17 protein-coding genes are annotated in these 16846 nt (G+C 64.4%); 7 read left to right on the top strand and 10 right to left on the bottom strand.

Annotation, left to right across the window (positions count from 1 at the left end):
• The first annotated feature begins 6 nt into the window (after nucleotides 1–6).
• Both acs and SX1_RS05705 read left to right on the top strand, forming a co-directional pair.
• Nucleotides 7–1950, top strand: a complete 1944-nt coding sequence (acs, locus tag SX1_RS05710; RefSeq protein ID WP_019052286.1) for an acetate--CoA ligase — start codon at nucleotides 7–9, stop codon at nucleotides 1948–1950.
• 22 nt (nucleotides 1951–1972) lie between these two features.
• On the top strand, nucleotides 1973–2485 hold the full coding sequence (locus SX1_RS05705; RefSeq protein ID WP_019052285.1) for a cytochrome b: 513 nt from the start codon (nucleotides 1973–1975) through the stop codon (nucleotides 2483–2485).
• A gap of 72 nt (nucleotides 2486–2557) precedes the next feature.
• Here SX1_RS05705 and SX1_RS05700 read toward each other — a convergent pair whose 3' ends face one another.
• A complete protein-coding gene (locus tag SX1_RS05700; RefSeq protein WP_019052284.1) occupies nucleotides 2558–3766 on the bottom strand; it encodes an FAD-dependent monooxygenase in 1209 nt (402 codons plus the stop codon).
• A gap of 96 nt (nucleotides 3767–3862) precedes the next feature.
• Nucleotides 3863–4954, bottom strand: a complete 1092-nt coding sequence (locus tag SX1_RS05695; protein ID WP_019052283.1) for a branched-chain amino acid aminotransferase — start codon at nucleotides 4952–4954, stop codon at nucleotides 3863–3865.
• Between the two features lie 138 nt (nucleotides 4955–5092).
• Here SX1_RS05695 and SX1_RS05690 point away from each other — a divergent pair, with 138 nt between their 5' ends.
• Complete coding sequence (locus SX1_RS05690) at nucleotides 5093–6112, top strand: threonine aldolase family protein (RefSeq protein ID WP_019052282.1); 1020 nt, start codon at nucleotides 5093–5095, stop codon at nucleotides 6110–6112.
• Nucleotides 6105–7004: a DMT family transporter gene (locus tag SX1_RS05685; RefSeq protein ID WP_019052281.1), complete on the top strand. Its 900-nt coding sequence runs from the start codon at nucleotides 6105–6107 to the stop codon at nucleotides 7002–7004. Before SX1_RS05690 ends, SX1_RS05685 begins: the two co-directional genes overlap by 8 nt.
• A gap of 18 nt (nucleotides 7005–7022) precedes the next feature.
• Here the strand turns inward: SX1_RS05685 and pheT are convergent, their stop codons facing one another.
• From pheT to SX1_RS05650, 7 genes are all read right to left on the bottom strand, one after another.
• Nucleotides 7023–9440, bottom strand: a complete 2418-nt coding sequence (gene pheT / locus SX1_RS05680; protein WP_019052280.1) for a phenylalanine--tRNA ligase subunit beta — start codon at nucleotides 9438–9440, stop codon at nucleotides 7023–7025.
• On the bottom strand, nucleotides 9437–10528 hold the full coding sequence (gene pheS, locus SX1_RS05675; protein ID WP_019052279.1) for a phenylalanine--tRNA ligase subunit alpha: 1092 nt from the start codon (nucleotides 10526–10528) through the stop codon (nucleotides 9437–9439). The genes pheT and pheS overlap by 4 nt, the downstream gene beginning before the upstream one ends.
• Nucleotides 10529–10592: 64 nt before the next feature.
• Nucleotides 10593–10919 carry a GIY-YIG nuclease family protein gene (locus SX1_RS05670; protein ID WP_019052278.1) on the bottom strand — a complete coding sequence of 109 codons (327 nt, stop codon included), beginning with the start codon at nucleotides 10917–10919 and terminating at the stop codon, nucleotides 10593–10595.
• Nucleotides 10920–10977: 58 nt separating this feature from the next.
• A complete protein-coding gene (locus tag SX1_RS05665) occupies nucleotides 10978–11592 on the bottom strand; it encodes a LysE family translocator (protein WP_017184256.1) in 615 nt (204 codons plus the stop codon).
• Nucleotides 11593–11807: 215 nt separating this feature from the next.
• Nucleotides 11808–12170 carry a 50S ribosomal protein L20 gene (gene rplT, locus SX1_RS05660; protein WP_017184255.1) on the bottom strand — a complete coding sequence of 121 codons (363 nt, stop codon included), beginning with the start codon at nucleotides 12168–12170 and terminating at the stop codon, nucleotides 11808–11810.
• Between the two features lie 13 nt (nucleotides 12171–12183).
• Nucleotides 12184–12387 carry a 50S ribosomal protein L35 gene (rpmI, locus tag SX1_RS05655; RefSeq protein ID WP_004208916.1) on the bottom strand — a complete coding sequence of 68 codons (204 nt, stop codon included), beginning with the start codon at nucleotides 12385–12387 and terminating at the stop codon, nucleotides 12184–12186.
• 130 nt (nucleotides 12388–12517) lie between these two features.
• Entirely contained in the window at nucleotides 12518–13327 is an 810-nt protein-coding gene (locus SX1_RS05650) for an inositol monophosphatase family protein (RefSeq protein ID WP_019052277.1), read from the bottom strand.
• A gap of 65 nt (nucleotides 13328–13392) precedes the next feature.
• On the opposite strand from SX1_RS05650, the gene SX1_RS05645 reads away from it, so the two are divergent.
• Both SX1_RS05645 and SX1_RS05640 read left to right on the top strand, forming a co-directional pair.
• A complete protein-coding gene (locus SX1_RS05645) occupies nucleotides 13393–13815 on the top strand; it encodes a VOC family protein (protein WP_026149538.1) in 423 nt (140 codons plus the stop codon).
• 55 nt (nucleotides 13816–13870) lie between these two features.
• Nucleotides 13871–14107 (top strand): hypothetical protein, encoded by a 237-nt coding sequence (locus SX1_RS05640; protein WP_017184252.1) that lies wholly within the window; start codon nucleotides 13871–13873, stop codon nucleotides 14105–14107.
• A gap of 5 nt (nucleotides 14108–14112) precedes the next feature.
• Here the strand turns inward: SX1_RS05640 and SX1_RS05635 are convergent, their stop codons facing one another.
• Nucleotides 14113–15048, bottom strand: coding sequence for a ribose-phosphate pyrophosphokinase (locus SX1_RS05635; protein WP_006952279.1), 936 nt, complete (start codon nucleotides 15046–15048; stop codon nucleotides 14113–14115).
• A gap of 134 nt (nucleotides 15049–15182) precedes the next feature.
• Here SX1_RS05635 and SX1_RS05630 point away from each other — a divergent pair, with 134 nt between their 5' ends.
• Nucleotides 15183–16844, top strand: a complete 1662-nt coding sequence (locus SX1_RS05630; RefSeq protein ID WP_019052275.1) for an NAD+ synthase — start codon at nucleotides 15183–15185, stop codon at nucleotides 16842–16844.
• The last annotated feature ends 2 nt before the right edge of the window (nucleotides 16845–16846 follow it).

Genomic DNA, 16846 nt, shown 5'->3' with positions numbered 1-16846 from the left:
TGCCCGATGTCTGATGATTTTTTCCCGGTGCCGGAAGATTGGGCCAAGAATGCGCTGATGGACAAGGCCGCGCGCGCTGCCGATTATGCCCGCTCGATTGACGATGCCGACGCCTATTGGCTGGAACGGGCGCAGCGGCTCGACTGGATCACGCCGCCCACCCGCGCCAATGAAAGCAGCTTTGCCGAGGCCGACTTCGGCGTCAAATGGTTCGCCGACGGCGTGCTGAACGTCAGCGCCAACTGCATCGACCGCCATCTGGCGACGCGCGGCGATCAGACCGCGATCGTCTGGGAACCCGATTCGCCCGATGCGGAGCCGCGCCGCTACAGCTATGCGCAGGTGCATGAACAGGTGTGCCGCCTGGCCAATGTGCTCAAAGCCGCTGGCGCCAGGAAGGGCGACCGCATCACCCTCTATCTGCCGATGATCCCCGAAGCCGCCTTCGCCCTGCTCGCCTGCGCCCGGATCGGCGCGGTTCACAGCGTCGTGTTCGGCGGATTTTCCCCCGAAGCGCTGGCCGGGCGCATCATCGATTGCGATTCCAGCCTGGTCGTGACCGCTGACGAGGGTCGTCGCGCGGGCAAGACGGTGCCGCTCAAGGCCAATGTCGATGCCGCGCTGAAGGATTGCCCCAGTGTGAAGAAAGTGGTGGTCGTGCAGGCCACCGGCGGCGCTGTGGCCATGACGCCCGGTCGCGACCTTTGGCTGCATGAGGAAGCCGCGAACGTCTCGCCCGATTGCCCGCCCGAACCGATGAATGCCGAAGACCCGCTGTTCATCCTCTATACGTCGGGATCGACCGGCAAGCCCAAGGGCGTGCTGCACACGACCGGCGGCTATCTGCTCTGGGCGAGCCTGACGCACGAACTCTGTTTCGACTATCGGCCCGGCGACATTTACTGGTGCGCGGCCGACATCGGCTGGGTCACCGGCCACAGCTATATCGTCTATGGCCCGCTGGCTAACGGCGCCACCACGCTCATATATGAAGGCGTACCCAACTATCCGACGCCAGCGCGCATCTGGGAAGTGGTCGACCGGCATCAGGTCCAGACCATCTTCACCGCCCCCACGGCGCTGCGCGCGCTGATGAAGGAAGGCGACGAATTCGTCCATTCGACCAGCCGCAAATCACTCCGGCTGCTGGGCACCGTGGGCGAGCCGATCAACCCGGAAGCCTGGCGCTGGTATCACAGCATTGTCGGCGAAGGGCGCTGCCCGATCATCGACACATGGTGGCAGACGGAAACGGGCGCGGCGATGATCGCGCCGACGCCCGGCGCCACCGACCTGAAGCCTGGCTCCGCCACCCTGCCGATGCCCGGCGTGGTACCGCAGATCGTCGATGCCGAAGGCCATGTGCTGGAGGGCGCGACCGAAGGCAATCTCGTCATCGCGCAAAGCTGGCCGGGTCAGATGCGCACCGTGTGGGGCGATCATGATCGCTTCTTCCAGACCTATTTCACCACCTTCCCCGGCAAATATACGACCGGCGATGGCGCGAGGCGGGACGCGGACGGCTATTACTGGATCACTGGCCGGGTGGACGACGTCATCAACGTGTCGGGCCACCGCATGGGCACCGCAGAGGTTGAAAGCGCACTGGTCCTGCATGAAAGCGTTGCCGAAGCCGCCGTCGTCGGCTTCCCCCATGATATCAAGGGCCAGGGCATCTACGCCTATGTGACGCTCAACGCGCATGACGAGCCGAGCGACGAGCTGCGCAAGACGCTGATCAAATGGGTCCGATCCGAAATCGGCCCGATCGCCACACCGGATGCCATCCAGTTCGCGCCAGGCCTGCCCAAAACCCGGTCGGGCAAGATCATGCGCCGCATCCTGCGCAAGATTGCAGAGGGCGAAGTGTCGGCGCAGGCGCTTGGGGATACCAGCACGTTGGCTGATCCGTCGGTGGTCGACAATCTCGTCGCAAACCGGCAGGGTTGACGCGCCCGCCCAAGGAGTTGCCATGGACCGCTATACATCCGTCGCCCGCGCCCTGCACTGGATTCTGGCGGTCCTGATCATCGTCAATCTGGTCCTTGGCATCGGGCATGACGCCCTGCCCAAGGATTGGGCGGTGATGCCGGTTCACAAGTCGATCGGCCTCACGGTGCTGGCGCTCACGCTGGTGCGACTGGCCTGGCGCGTCGGCCACCGCCCGCCATCGCTCCCCAGCGCGATGCCGGGTTGGGAAAAGGCGGCGGCGCACGCCACCCATGGCGTCTTTTACGCCTTCATGATCCTGGTCCCGCTGACCGGCTGGATCATGACATCGGCGGGTACGCGGCCGCTCAACTGGTTCTTCCTGTTCGACGTGCCGAAATTGGCGGTGACCAAGGGCGACGCGATCGTCGGTCTGTCCCGTGAGGGGCATGAGGTGATGGGTTTTGCCTGGGCAGCGCTGATCATCGTCCATATCGCCGCCGCGCTGCGCCATCATGTCGTGCTGAAGGACAATGTGCTGCGGCGGATGATGTGACGGTTACGATTGCTGGATGAACGGCCTGATGATCCGGCCCTGCCACCGGCACAGGGCATGCCAAACGAACGACTAGACCATCTCGCCCGTCAGCAACCGTGGCAGCGCGCCTGATTGACCGCGCGCTTCTGCCATGAAGCGCCCCTTGAGCAGCGACGTCCGCTGCACCGCGGACAGTCCCGCGCGCCGCGCCAAGGCAGGCAAGCGCCCCGGCACATCGAACAGCCGTACCAGCCCGTCCATCGCCACGCTGACCGACAGCGAATCCAGGCTCCGCCAGCGCTGGTAGCGCGCCAGCAATTGCGCGTCGCCCGGATCAAGCCCCAGCCTCTTGCCCTCCACCAGCACCTCCACCAGCGCGGCGACATCACGGAAGCCCAGGTTCAGCCCCTGCCCCGCAATCGGGTGAATGGCATGGGCGCTGTCGCCGACCAGCGCCAGCCGCGTATCGGTAATGCGCGCGGCGTGGTGGAAGCCCAAAGGATAGGAGGAACGCGGCCCTGCCAGACGGATTTCGCCCAGAAAGCCGCCGATCCGCTTCTGCGCTTCGGCCAGCCAGGCACGCTCGGACAGTTTGAGCATGGCGGGCGCCTGCTGCGTGGGTACGGTCCACACGATCGCCGATCGCGTACCAGGCAGCATCGGCAGCAGCGCGAACGGGCCGCCGACATAGAAAATCTCATAGGCCGTGTTGGCGTGCGGCACTTCATGGTCGATCGCCGTGACCATGGCGGTATGTTTATATTGCCAGCGCGTGGTGCGGATGCCCGCAGCCTCGCGCGTCGGACTGTTGCGCCCCTCCGCCGCCACCAGCAGCGCGCCCCGAATCATGGCCCCGCTCGCCAACGTCAGCGTCACGCCATCGGCGTTCCGGTCGACATGGATGGCGCGGTCGGGCTGGAAGCGGGTGAGATGGACGGCATCGGCCGCTGCCTGCGCCAGCGCAATGCGCAGGTCGCGATTGGGGATCATCGTCCCCATCACGCCATCGTCGGCATCCGGCACGAAATCGAGCGCCCCCGGCTCCAGCCCGTCGCTGACCCAGATCCGGTCGATCGGGCAGCCCTTCCCTTCCAGAAACGGCGCGACGCCGATCGCCGACAGCATCGCAAAACTGGTCGAACTGATTGCCGATACGCGGCCGTCAAAGCCGCTGGCGGTCGTGTCCACCGGATCGGCAGGGTCGATCACGGCACAGCGCACGCCATGGCCGGAAAGGGCGATGCCAAGGGTCAGGCCGACAAGGCCCCCACCCAATATCACGACGTCGAAGCGTTCCATGACCCGCTATCTAGGCGCTTGGGGGGCGATTGGGAAGCGACCTGAACCAAATAGCATAGTGCTCCCGCCAGCGCGGGAGCACTATGCGTCCAGATATCAAACCATCCGTACCCAGCCCGCCGGATCGGCGACAGTTCCGCGCTGGATGCCGGTCAGTTCCGCCCGCAGGGTTTCGGTGACGATGCCACCATCGCCATTGCCGATGGTGAAATCGCCATCCACGCTCTTGACCGTGCCGATCGCCGTGACGACCGCCGCCGTGCCGCAGGCAAATGCCTCGCGCAGCTTGCCGCTGGCCGCATCGGCGCGCCACTGAGCAAAGCTGTAGGGTTCTTCGCGCACGTCATGCCCCTTGGCGCGGGCCAGGGTGATGATCGAATTGCGGGTGATGCCGGGCAGGATGGTGCCGCCGAGCGGGGGGGTGACGATCGATCCGTCATCCATGACGAAAAAGACGTTCATGCCGCCCAGTTCCTCGACCCACTTATGCTCCGCTGCGTCCAGGAACACGACCTGATCGCAGCCATGGCCGATCGCTTCCTTCTGCGCGATCAGCGATGCGGCATAGTTGCCGCCGCATTTGGCCGCACCCGTGCCGCCCCGCGCAGCGCGGGTGTAATGTTCCGATACCCACAGGGTCACGGCCTTCTTGCCGCCCTTGAAATAGGCACCGGCGGGCGATGCGATGACGCAGAAAATATAGTCGTTGGACGGGCGAACGCCCAGGAAATTCTCGCTCGCGAACAGGAAGGGGCGCAGATAGAGGCTGCCTTCGCCGTCCGGAATCCAGTCGGCGTCGATCTTGACCAGCGCCTCGACCGCTTCGAGAAAAACCTCCTGCGGCAACGCAGGCATCGCCATGCGATCGGCCGATTCGGCAAAGCGACGGGCGTTTTCCTCCGGGCGGAACATGGCGATGCTGCCATCCGCTAGCCGATATGCCTTCATCCCTTCAAAGATTTCCTGCGCATAGTGCAGCACGGCACAGGCCGGGTCGATCTGGAACGGCTCACGCGGACCGATGGCATGGCTGTGCCAGCCCTGCCCTTCGGTGTAGCGGATCGTCACCATATGATCGGTAAAAATACGCCCGAAACCGGGGTCCGCCAGCAATTGCTCACGCTCGTCCGCCGACAAAGCCTTGGGGCTTGGCGTGACGGTGAAGCGGGATGTCTGCTCGACGTCCATAGTCTGTCTCCTTGGGTTGGAGGGCGAGCCTATGTCACAAATAGACGCGCGAAACAACGTCAACTATACTGACCCATCAGGCCAGTATTGCCATGCTGGCCTCTTGGCGCTCCCCTGTCCGCCCGCTATCGCTTGGCCATGCACTTTTTTTCCGACAATGCGACCCCGCTATGCCCGCAGGTGATGGCGGCGATAGCCGCTGCCGATCTGGCCGATCATGGCTATGATGGCGACCAGTGGAGCGCCCGGCTGGATGACGCTTTCTCGGCCCTGTTCGACACGCGCGTCCGGGCGCTGTGGATCGCGACCGGCACGGCCGCCAACAGCATTGCGCTGGCGACGCTCTGCCCGCCCTATGGCGGCGTGATCTGTCATGAGGAAGCGCATATCGTCGTCGACGAATGCGGCGCGCCCGGATTCTTCACCCATGGCGCGAGCCTCATGGCTTTGCCTGGCGAGGGCGCGAAACTTCATCCCGACATGGTCAGCGCGCGGCTCGCGGCGATCCGCCCGGACGTGCATCAGGTGCCAGCCCGCGCGATCAGCATCACCAACGCCACCGAATATGGCCGCGCCTACACGCCCGACGAGGTCGCAGCGCTGGGCGACATCGCGCGCACCCACGGCCTGGGCTTCCATATGGATGGCGCGCGTTTTGCCAATGTGGTGGCGCATCTGGGCTGCGCGCCCGCCGATCTGACATGGCGCGCCGGCGTCGACGCGCTCAGCTTTGGCTGCGTCAAGAATGGCGGGATGATCGGCGAGGCATTGCTCTTTTTCGGCCCGCAGGCAGATGCCCGCGCCGCCGAGGCCGCTCGCTGGCGCAAGCGGTCGGGGCATCTATTCTCCAAGGGCCGCTATCTTGCCGCGCAGATTTTGGCGATGGTCGAAGGCGACCTGTGGCTGGCCAACGCCCGTGCCGCCAATGCCGCGGCGCAGGCACTGGCGCAGGCCGTGCCCGCCCGCCTGCTCCACCGCGTCGAAGCGAATGAACTGTTCATCCGCCTCACCGCCGCCGATGCAGCGGCGCTGCGGGCGCAGGGTTTCGACTTTTACGACTGGGGCGAAGGGGCCGCGCGGCTGGTCACCAACTGGTCGCAGGACGCCGCCAGCGTCGCGCCGCTCGCCGCCGCGTTGCGGGCACTCGACCATGGCTGAACCGACTGCGAAAGGCGGCATACTCGTCCCCTTCGCGCTCGTCACGCTGATCTGGAGTTCGACCTGGATCGTCATTCGCGACCAGATTGGCAGCGTGCCGCCCAGCTGGTCGGTCTGCTACCGCTTCGCGCTGGCGGGGGTCGCCATGACCATTTTTTGCCGGATGCGCGGCGTGTCCTTGCGGATTGGCGGCGCGGGGCTGGCCTTTGCCGCGTTGCTGGGCACGGCGCAGTTCGTGCTCAATTTCAACTTCGTCTATCGCGCCGAACTTACCCTGACTTCGGGCGTCGTCGCGGTGATCTACGCCATGCTGCTCATCCCCAACTCCATCCTGGCCTTTCTGATTTTCCGTCAGCCCGTCAGCCGCACCTTCATTGCCGGGTCGGTGGTGGCGACGACCGGCATCATCCTGATGCTGACCCATGAATATCACGCCGCCGACATAGCGCCGGGCGACGTGCTGGCGGGGGTCGGCTTTGCACTCGCCGGGTTGCTCAGCGCTTCTGCCGCCAATGTCATGCAGGGGATGGATATTGCCCGCCGCCTGCCGATGATCGCGGTGCTGGCCTGGGCAATGCTGATCGGCGCGGCGGTGGACGCCGCCTATGCGCTTGCCACGGTCGGCCCGCCGGTGGCCGAATGGCGTACGGGCTATTGGCTGGGCGTCGCCTGGCTGGGCCTGGTCGGGTCGGTCATTACCTTCCCGCTCTATTTCCGCCTGATCCAGCGCATGGGCGCGGGGCGCGCGGCATATACAAGCGTCCTCATCCCGGTGATCGCGATGCTGATCTCCACCCTGTTGGAGGGCTATCGCTGGACCGGACTGGCAGCTGGCGGCGCCATGCTGGCGGTCGCTGGCATGGCGATCGCGCTGCGGGCGAAGGCGGGCTGAACCCGCCCTCGCTCCATCCTATCCGCGCAGCACCCCGCCCAGCTTCTGCGCCGCCTTGACGATGGCCGCGCTGATCGCGTCCAGCTCCTCCTGGGTAAAGCTCTTCTCGCCCGGCTGGAGCGTGACTTCGATGGCGAGCGACTTGCTGCCTTCGTCGACCCCCGGCCCGGTAAAGACGTCGAACAGGCGCACGTCCACAATCGCCTTCTTGTCCGCGCCCTTGACGGCGCGAACCAGCGCATCGGCCTCGACCGAGTCAGCCACGACAAAGGCGAAGTCGCGCTTCACCGCCTGCAAGGCGGGTGGCGCATAGGGCGCGCGCATGAAGCCCGACTTGCGCTTGCCCGGTATCGCATCGAGGAAGATTTCACCCGCGACCACCGTGCCGCTCAACCCGAATTGCTTGGCAAGGCCGGGATGCAGCACGCCATATTCGGCCAGCACCACCTTGGGACCAAGCCGCAGCGTGCCTGACTGACCGGGATGATAGGCGGCAGACGCCTCGCCGAAATTCTGGAGGTTGGCGACCGGCGCACCCGCCGCAGCCAGCAGCGCCATGACGTCCGCCTTGGCGTCATAGGCGGTGAAGGGCTGGGCCTTGCCATCCTGCCAGCTGCGCGGTTGCTTCTCGCCCGCCAGCACGAATCCAACGGTCGCCCGCTCACCCTGTTTGAAATAGCGCCGTCCCAGCTCGAACAGTCGCACCGACGCAGCGCCGCGATCCATGTTGCGGCGACTGGCCGACAGCAGGCCCGGTAGCAGCGAAGGGCGCATGACCTTCAAATCTTCCGAGATCGGATTGGCCAGCGTCCACTGCCCCCCGCCCACGGTAGCGGCTTCCTTTTCCGACAGGAAGGACCAGTTGATCGCCTCGGCAAGGCCGCGCGCCGCCGCCGTACGGCGTACGCGGCGCTCGACCAGCTGCTCCGCCGTCGCGGTCGGGCGGGCGACGCCCGGCATGCGCGGCAACGGGGTGGATGGCACATGCTCCAGCCCGACGATCCGCACTACTTCCTCGACAATGTCGGGCCAGCCATCAATGTCGCGGCGCCAGCTCGGCACTGTGATCGACCAGATGCCCGGCACGGTCACCGGCACGCCATCCTCATAATCGGTGCGATTGTCCTGCCCGCTTACGACAAAGCCCAGGCTTTCGAGGATGCGCTTCTGTTCGTCCGCCGCCACATAGACGCCCGCCAGCGTCAGGCACTGGTCGGGTCGGTAATCCACAAGCTTGGGCGTCACGGGCGGCGCGCCCGCATGAGTCGCCTCGCTGGGCGTACCACCGCACAGATGCGTCACAAGGCTGGTCGCGATCGACAGGCCATCGTCCAGAAAGGCCGGGTCAACGCCGCGCTCGAACCGTCCGCGCGCGTCCGATGTCAGGCTGAGCTTCTGGCCTGTCATCGCGATCCGTTCGGGCGTGAAATAGGCGCATTCGATCAGCACGTCGGTCGTGCCGTCCTGCGCGCCCGAATGTTCGCCGCCCATGATGCCGCCAATGTCATGGACAGCTTCATCGTCTGCGATGACGGTCATCGTCTCATCGACGGTGTAGGTCTTGCCGTTGAGCGCCAGCACCTGCTCGCCCGCCTTGCCCTTGCGCGCGACCAGGCCGCCTTTCAGGCTTGCCATATCATAGACGTGCAAAGGTCGGCCCAGGTCGATCATGATATAGTTGGTGATGTCGACCAGGGTGCTGATCGGCTTCTGCCCGATCGCCTTCAGGCGCTTGGCCATCCATTCGGGCGACTGGCCGTTGGTGACGCCGCGCACGGTGCGCGCGAAAAAGGCCGGACAGCCTTCCATATCCTCGGTCCGCACGTCCGGACCCGGCCCCACGCCCGCAATATCCGGCACGATGATGGCGTTCAGCGTGCCCAGCCCAGCCGCCGCCAGATCGCGCGCGATGCCGCGCACGCCCATGCAATCCTGCCGGTTGGGCGTAATCGACACGTCGATGACCGGATCATTGAGGCCCGCCCAGTCGGCATAGACCTGCCCAACCGGCGCGGCTGCATCCAGTTCGATGATGCCGTCATGATCGTCACCCAGCTCCAGCTCGCGGGTCGAACACATCATCCCGTTGGATTCGACGCCCCGGATCGCGGTCTTTTTCAGCACCATGCCATTGGCGGGAACGACAGCACCCTCGATCCCGAACACGCCGACAAGACCCGCGCGGGCATTGGGCGCGCCGCACACGACCTGAAGGGGTGTGCCATCGCCATGATCGACGGTCAGAACCTGCAACTTGTCGGCCTGCGGGTGACGATCGGCGGTCAAGACCTTCGCGATCTTGAAGCCACCCAGCCTTTCTGCCGGATTTTCGACACCGTCGACCTCCAGCCCGATGGCGTTGAGCGTCTTGAGAATGGTGGCCAGGTCGGCATCGGTCTTGAGATGCGTCTTGAGCCAGCTCAGTGTGAACTTCATGCGCCCACTCCCCCGCTCAGCGTGGGTACGTCCAGCGCCGAAAAACCATAATGTTTGAGCCAGCGCAGGTCGCCGTCGAAGAAGGCACGCAAGTCGTTCATCCCATATTTGAGCATGGCGAGGCGATCGACCCCGGTGCCAAAGGCAAAGCCCTGCCACTCGTCAGGGTCCAGTCCGCATGCCTCGATCACGCGACGGTTCACCATGCCGCTGCCCAGCACCTCCAGCCAGCCGCCATCCGCTGCATCGCCGTCGCCGCCAATCACGCGCTGGCCATTCACCAGCGTATAGCCGACATCGACCTCGACAGAGGGTTCGGTGAAGGGGAAATAGCTGGGGCGCAGCCGCAGCACGATATCCTCGCGCTCGAAAAAGGCCTTCAGGAAGGTCTCCAGCGTCCATTTGAGATGGCCGAGCGTGATCCCCTTGTCGATCACCAGCCCCTCGATCTGGTGGAACATCGGCGTGTGGGTGGCATCGCTGTCGCTGCGATAGACACGACCGGGCGCGATGATGCGGATCGGTGGCTCCTGCGTCATCATCGTGCGAATTTGCACTGGCGATGTATGGGTGCGCAGCAGCATCCGTTTCTGGCCTTCCTCGTCGGGGAAGTAGAATGTGTCGTGCATCGCACGCGCCGGATGCGTCTCAGGAATGTTGAGCGCGGTGAAATTATGCCAGTCGTCCTCGATCTCCGGCCCGGTCGCGACCGAAAATCCCAGGTCCGCGAAGATTTCCGCCAGTTCGTCCATCACCTGCGAAACCGGATGCACCGACCCTTGCGGCCCCACATCGGCGGGCAGCGTCATGTCGATCTTTTCCGACGCCAGACGCGCATCCAGCGCCGCCTGCTCCAGCGCCGCCTTCTTCGCGACGATCGCGGCGGTCACGGATTCGCGCAGATCCTGGATCGGCGGCCCCTTTTCCAGCCGCTCGTCCGGCGACATGGCCCCCAGCGTCTTGAGCAGCCCGGTCACGACCCCGTTCTTGCCCAGCGCGCCCACACGGAGCGCTTCCACCGCGTCCAGCGTGTCTGCGGCATCAATGTCGGCGATCAGCCCGGCTTTCAATGCGCTAATGTCTGTCATAAATCTTCGTCACCACCATCTCGTCATTCCCGCGAAAGCGGGAACCCATCTCCCGACCTTTCGGTCAGTCGCTGCGTAGGGAGGGCAATGGCTCAAAGCCAAAGCCCAATGCCAGATCATCCCAATCGGGATTTTCCGCTTCTATCAGCCCGATCTTCCATTGCCTGTTCCATTTCTTGATCCGCTTTTCACGTAGGATGGCACTTTCCAAACGGTCATGCGGCTCGAACCAAACAAGACGTTTCACGCCGTAGTCTTTGGTGAAGCCGTCGATCAAGCCGTTTCGATGCTCATAGAGACGCTTTACAAGGTCGACCGTCACGCCGGTATATAATGTGCCGTTCCTGCGGCTCGCCAGAATATACACCGATGGGCTGATCTCGCGCTTCATTCACACCGCCGGAGATGGGTCCCCGCATTCGCGGGGATGACGCTGGATACAGAAGGGCTTACGCCCGCGCGCCCAGCAATGCGCCGCCAAAGCCTACGAACATCACGCCGCTCGCCCGGTTGAACAGGCGCTGGCGGTTCACCGGCTCCAGCCAGCGGGCCAGCTTGACCCCGCCCAGCGCGTAAATGCTGTACCAGAAGCTTTCGATCACCACGAAACTGACCACCAGGATCGCCAGCTGCACCCCGAACGGACGGTCTGTGTCGATGAACTGCGGAAACAGGGCCGCCGCAAAGATGATCAGCTTGGGATTGGACAATCCGGTCAAAAGCCCGGTCGCATAAAGCGCATGATGGGACCGTGCGGGCGCGGCGGTGGCGGCAAGGCCGACTGGCGCGCGCCATGCCTTGATCCCCAGCCAGACCAGATAGGCGACCCCGGCATAGCGCAGCACGTCGAAGAGGCGCGGCGAAGCCTTGAGCAACGCCCCAAGCCCCAGCGCCGACGCGATCAGGCACAGCAGCACCGCACTCATCAGACCCGCCATGGTCGCCAGCGCTCGGCGCGGGCCATGGGCAATGCTCTGCGTCATCACATGCAGCATGTTCGGCCCCGGCGTGGCGGAGATCAGGAACACGGCGGTCACATATAGCCACCAGAGATGCAACGACATCGGGTTGGTCCTTTTGATGTCCGGCCAACCCCAAATCCGTTCGGGCTGAGCCTGTCGAAGCCCCCGCCCTGAGCGTAGCGAAGGCACCTCACTCCGTTCGGTGGTGCCCTTCGACTTCGCTCAGGGCGAACGGGTTAGTAGGATCGCAACAAACAAAAAGGGCGCCGGAAGCATCTGCCCCGGCGCCCTTTTGACGATCTTGCGACCGACCGGCCTTATGCTGCGGGCAGCGCAGCCTTGGCCTGGGCGATGATGGCGCTAAACGCCTCGCCTTCGTGCATCGCAATGTCGGCCAGAACCTTGCGGTCCAGCTGCACGCCGGCCAGCTTCAGGCCGTGCATGAATTGCGAATAGGTCAGGCCTTCAGCGCGGACACCCGCGTTGATGCGCTGGATCCACAGGCCACGGAAGCTGCGCTTCTTGACCTTGCGATCGCGGTAAGCGTACTGGCCGGCCTTTTCGACCGCCTGACGGGCGACGCGGATGGTATTCTTGCGACGGCCATAATAACCCTTCGCCTGTTCCAGAATCCGCTTGTGCTTGGCGCGGGTGGTTACACCCCGTTTGACGCGTGCCATTGTCCCTTACTCCTTACTTCAGGCCGTAGGGTGCCCAGAGGCGGACGTGAGCCACGTCGGCATCGGACAGCACGGAAGTACCACGGTTCTGGCGAATATATTTGGCGTTGTGGCTGATCAGGCGGTGACGCTTGCCAGCGACGCCGTGCTTGACCTTGCCGGAAGCGGTGAACTTGAAGCGCTTCTTCACACCGCTCTTGGTCTTGAGCTTGGGCATTTTCGTCTCCTTTGCGTAGCGCGACGATTGCAGACAGCCCCGGCAGCCCTAGTTAGCCGGGCGGTCCCACTGAATCGCGAAGGGCGCGCATAGGCGGGTATGCACGGAAAGGCAAGCGATTCGCGGAATTTCAATGATGATGGTGGTCTGTCGCCCCAGCCATCGCTTCCAGCACATCTTCCAGCCGCGCCGGATCGCCCAGCGCCAGAACACGCCCATCGCTGTCCGCCGTCAGCGGCTCGCCATTCCAGTCGCACATCAACCCGCCCGCGCCCTCGACCACCGGCACCAGCGCGGCAAAATCATAGGATTGCAGACCCGATTCGATCACGATGTCGAGGAAGCCGGACGCGACCAGGCCGTAATTATAGCAATCGCCGCCATAGACCGGCCCCTGACGCGGCGATCCACCGGAAACCGCCGCGACCAGCGCCATATAATGAGGCACATCGCCATCGTCGAAGAGGTGCGGGCTGGTCGTCGCAATGCCTGCCCCCTCCAGTGCGCGGCAGAGGCGGGTGCGAACCGGCTGGCCATTGAAGGTGGTCGGCTGCCCCGCCATCCCGGCCCAGCGTTCCTTGGCGATCGGCTGGTCAATGACGCCGATCGTCGGCCAGCCGCCCTGTGTCAGCGCGATCAGCGTGCCAAAGATCGGCCGCCCGGCGATGAAGCTGCGGGTGCCGTCGATGGGGTCGAGTATCCACACCCGCTCGGCGCCTTCCCGCACCGATCCATATTCCTCGCCAATGATGCCGTCGCCCGGACGCTCCTTCTCCAAAATCGCTCGAATCGCCGCCTCGGCGGCGCGATCGGCCTGCGTCACCGGCGATCTGTCCGCCTTATATTCCATGTCATAGCGGGCGCGGAAAAAGGGGCGGATCGCCGCGCCGGCGGCGTCGGCAAGGTGGTTGGCCAGGGCCAGGTCATCACGGGTGGTCATGCCCTTCGCCTAGCGGCTGCGCGGCCGTTGCGCTAGACTGCGGATCTATGGAGAAGGAGGGAAAGATGCCCGGTTCGCCCGTTATCCCATGCCTGCGCTATGCCGATGCCCCCGCCGCTATCGACTTTCTGTGCGAAGCCTTCGGCTTCATGCGCCACGCCGTCTATGCCGATGATGCCGACCCCGGCATCATCCACCATGCCCAACTGGTGCTGAATGACGGCATGGTGATGCTGGGCAGTGTGCAGGACATGGCCGCCGAATCGCTCTACACATGGTCCACCGCGCGCGACCTGGGCGGGGTGACGGGGTGCGTCTATGTCGTGGTGCCCGATGTCGATGCCCATTGCCTTCATGCCCGCAACGAAGGCGCCGTGGTGGTCGATGAGCCGCACGATAATGACGGTTATCCGGGGCGCGGATACAGCGCGCTCGACCCGGAAGGCAATGTTTGGAGCTTTGGCAGCTACGATCCCTGGGCCGCTTAAGCCTTCGGCAACCTGGTCGCGCTAGTCTTGCGGACTGGATGACGGGAGCGGGCGCATGGCGCTGATCGGCTGGTTTTTGAGTTTTGTCGGCCTGTTCGCAGGGCTTGCGCTGCGGCAGGACATGCCGGTCGGCGGCGCGGCCACCCTGTCCAACCTGCTGATCGCGCTCGCAGTACTGGCTTGCCCCATGATCTGGCAGGGCAAGCCGCTTGGCATATCACGCGGCCAGCGCGTTGTGGCCGCGCTGATCATGATCCTGTCCTTGCCGCTGGTACTGCTGCCAGCGGGTTAGACCGCTCAATCGAACAGGCTGGACACCGAACTTTCGTCCGCAATCCGCTTGATCGCCTCGCCCAGCAACGGGGCGATCGGCAGGTGGCGGATATGGGCGGCATTGTTGACCGCGTCCGTCCCCTGGATCGAATCGGTGATCACCAGTTCCAGCAGGTCCGACGCCTCGACCCGCGCGACCGCGCCGCCCGACAGCACGCCATGGCTGACATAGGCGACGACTTCCTCTGCCCCGGCGGCCTTCAATGCGCTCGCGGCGTTGCACAGCGTCCCCGCCGAATCGACGATGTCGTCGATCAGCACGCAGAAACGGCCCGACACGTCACCGATGATGTTCATGACTTCCGATTCGCCCGCGCGCTCGCGGCGCTTGTCGACGATGGCAAGCGGGGCGTTGTCGAGCCGCTTGGCCAGCGCCCGCGCGCGCACCACGCCGCCGACGTCGGGCGACACGACCATGATGTTGCGATCGCCAAAGCGCGCCTGAATGTCGGCCGACATGACCGGCGCACCGAACAGGTTATCGGTCGGAATGTCGAAGAAACCCTGGATCTGTCCCGCGTGCAGATCGACCGACAGGACGCGGTCGGCACCTGCCTTGGTAATCAGGTTGGCGACCAGCTTGGCGCTGATGGGCGTGCGCGGGCCGGGCTTGCGGTCCTGCCGGGCATAGCCGAAATAGGGGACGACCGCGGTGATACGCTTGGCCGATGCGCGCTTGAGCGCATCGATCATGATCAGCAATTCCATCAGATTATCGTTGGTCGGATAGCTGGTGGACTGGATCACGAACACGTCCTCACCCCGGACATTTTCGTGGATTTCCACGAACACTTCCTCATCTGCGAAGCGGCGGACGCTGGCGTCGGTCAGGGGAATTTCGATATAATCGGCGATGGCGGCCGCGAGCGGCTTGTTGGAATTGCCGGTCATGAGCTTCATGGCCAAGTTCCCCTGCTATTTGGCGGCGTGACGAATTGATGACGCTGCGTGAAAACGCCGCCCCTTTAGCCGCGTCCGTTCCTGCTGGAAAGGCGCTTTTGCGCGTGGCGGCAAAATGCTCTAACGGCCCGTCCATGACCGACAAACTCGTGATCGCCCTTGCCCAGATGACCCAATCGGTGGGCGACCTTGCCGCCAATGCCGACGCGATGCTGGCATGGCGGGACAGGGCCGTGGGCGCGGACCTGATCGTCTATCCCGAATTGCAGCTGATCGGCTATCCGCCCGAAGATCTGGTGCTGAAACCGGCTTTGGTCGAGCGCGCGAATCAGGAGCTGGACCGGCTGGCGCAGGCGACGGCGGATGGCGGCCCGGCGATGCTGGTCGGCACCGTGGTTGCCGCCCAGGGCGTCCTGTTCAACGTCGTCGCGTTGCTGGAAGGCGGCGCAGTCACGCAGATCCGGCAAAAGCGCGAACTGCCCAATTATGGCACGTTCGACGAAAAGCGCCTGTTCGCACCCGGCCCGCTGCCCGCACCGATCGCCTTTCGCGGGGTGAAGATCGGCGTACCGATCTGCGAGGATATCTGGTTCCCCTTCGTCACCGCGCATCTGAAAGCGGAAGGGGCGGAGATTTTGATCAGCCCCAATGGCAGCCCCTATGAGGTGGACAAGGATGACCGCCGCCAGACCATGGTGGCGGGCGCACGGGTGCGCGAAACCGGCCTGCCGCTGGCCTATCTCAACCGCGTCGGCGGGCAGGACGAACTGGTGTTCGACGGCGCGTCCTTCGTGATGAACGCCGATTTCGGCATCGCCCAGCAAATGCCCGACTGGGAAGAAGCGCTGGTGCTGACCCATTGGGAAAAATGGGACGGCCAGTGGGTCTGCCTGCCTGGCGAGGTCCATGTTCTGGATGAGCGGCCTGCCGACATTTATAATGCGATGGTGCTGGGCCTGCGCGACTATGTGAACCGCAATCGCTTTCCCGGCGTGGTGCTGGGCCTGTCGGGCGGGATCGATTCGGCGCTCTCCGCCGCGGTCGCGGTCGATGCGCTGGGGGCCGATCGCGTCTGGTGCGTGATGATGCCGTCGCGCTTCACCAGTCAGGAAAGCCTGGACGATGCCGTCGAATGCGCGCGGCTATTGGGCGTGCGGTACGACACTATCCCCATCGAACCGGCAGTCGGCGCGTTCGACACGATGCTGGGCGAGGTGTTTGCGGGTCGGCAGCGCGACCTGACCGAGGAAAATATCCAGTCGCGTATCCGGGGTGTGACGCTGATGGCGCTGTCCAACAAATTCGGCCACATGCTGCTGACCACCGGCAACAAGAGCGAGATGTCTGTCGGCTACGCCACCATCTATGGCGACATGGCGGGCGGCTATTCGGTGTTGAAGGACGCCTATAAGACAACGGTGTTCGACCTCTGCCGCTGGCGCAACGACAATGTCCCGACGCTGGGCGAAGGCTTTGGCCCCGCCGGCCCGGTCATGCCGCAGCGGGTCATCACCAAGCCGCCAAGCGCCGAACTGCGCCCCGACCAGCGCGATGATGACAGCCTGCCCCCCTATGAGGTGCTGGACCCAATCCTCTATGGCCTGGTGGAGGAAGAATTGTCGGTGGAGCAACTGGTCGCGCGCGGGTTCGATCGCGATACGGTCGCGCGGATCGAACGGCTGCTCTATGTCGCGGAATATAAACGCCGCCAGTCCCCGCCCGGCGTCAAACTGGGCAGCCGCAATTTCGGCCGCGACCGGCGCTATCCGATCACCAACGCATTTCGTACCCTTTAACA

It is taken from the genome of Sphingobium xenophagum NBRC 107872 (assembly GCF_000367345.1).
Taxonomy (GTDB): domain Bacteria; phylum Pseudomonadota; class Alphaproteobacteria; order Sphingomonadales; family Sphingomonadaceae; genus Sphingobium; species Sphingobium xenophagum.
This window is presented reverse-complemented; position numbering and strand designations above follow the sequence as displayed.

Coding starts and splice junctions, on each gene's coding strand:
- SX1_RS05695 (WP_019052283.1), bottom strand. CDS start 4,954: ATGGACGTCGAGCAGACATCCCGCTTCACCGTCACGCCAAGCCCCAAG.
- SX1_RS05665 (WP_017184256.1), bottom strand. CDS start 11,592: ATGTCGTTGCATCTCTGGTGGCTATATGTGACCGCCGTGTTCCTGATC.
- SX1_RS05645 (WP_026149538.1), top strand. CDS start 13,393: ATGCCCGGTTCGCCCGTTATCCCATGCCTGCGCTATGCCGATGCCCCC.
- rpmI (WP_004208916.1), bottom strand. CDS start 12,387: ATGCCCAAGCTCAAGACCAAGAGCGGTGTGAAGAAGCGCTTCAAGTTC.
- acs (WP_019052286.1), top strand. CDS start 7: ATGTCTGATGATTTTTTCCCGGTGCCGGAAGATTGGGCCAAGAATGCG.
- SX1_RS05650 (WP_019052277.1), bottom strand. CDS start 13,327: ATGACCACCCGTGATGACCTGGCCCTGGCCAACCACCTTGCCGACGCC.
- SX1_RS05705 (WP_019052285.1), top strand. CDS start 1,973: ATGGACCGCTATACATCCGTCGCCCGCGCCCTGCACTGGATTCTGGCG.
- SX1_RS05690 (WP_019052282.1), top strand. CDS start 5,093: ATGCACTTTTTTTCCGACAATGCGACCCCGCTATGCCCGCAGGTGATG.
- SX1_RS05630 (WP_019052275.1), top strand. CDS start 15,183: ATGACCGACAAACTCGTGATCGCCCTTGCCCAGATGACCCAATCGGTG.
- SX1_RS05635 (WP_006952279.1), bottom strand. CDS start 15,048: ATGAAGCTCATGACCGGCAATTCCAACAAGCCGCTCGCGGCCGCCATC.
- SX1_RS05700 (WP_019052284.1), bottom strand. CDS start 3,766: ATGGAACGCTTCGACGTCGTGATATTGGGTGGGGGCCTTGTCGGCCTG.
- pheT (WP_019052280.1), bottom strand. CDS start 9,440: ATGAAGTTCACACTGAGCTGGCTCAAGACGCATCTCAAGACCGATGCC.
- pheS (WP_019052279.1), bottom strand. CDS start 10,528: ATGACAGACATTAGCGCATTGAAAGCCGGGCTGATCGCCGACATTGAT.
- rplT (WP_017184255.1), bottom strand. CDS start 12,170: ATGGCACGCGTCAAACGGGGTGTAACCACCCGCGCCAAGCACAAGCGG.
- SX1_RS05685 (WP_019052281.1), top strand. CDS start 6,105: ATGGCTGAACCGACTGCGAAAGGCGGCATACTCGTCCCCTTCGCGCTC.
- SX1_RS05640 (WP_017184252.1), top strand. CDS start 13,871: ATGGCGCTGATCGGCTGGTTTTTGAGTTTTGTCGGCCTGTTCGCAGGG.
- SX1_RS05670 (WP_019052278.1), bottom strand. CDS start 10,919: ATGAAGCGCGAGATCAGCCCATCGGTGTATATTCTGGCGAGCCGCAGG.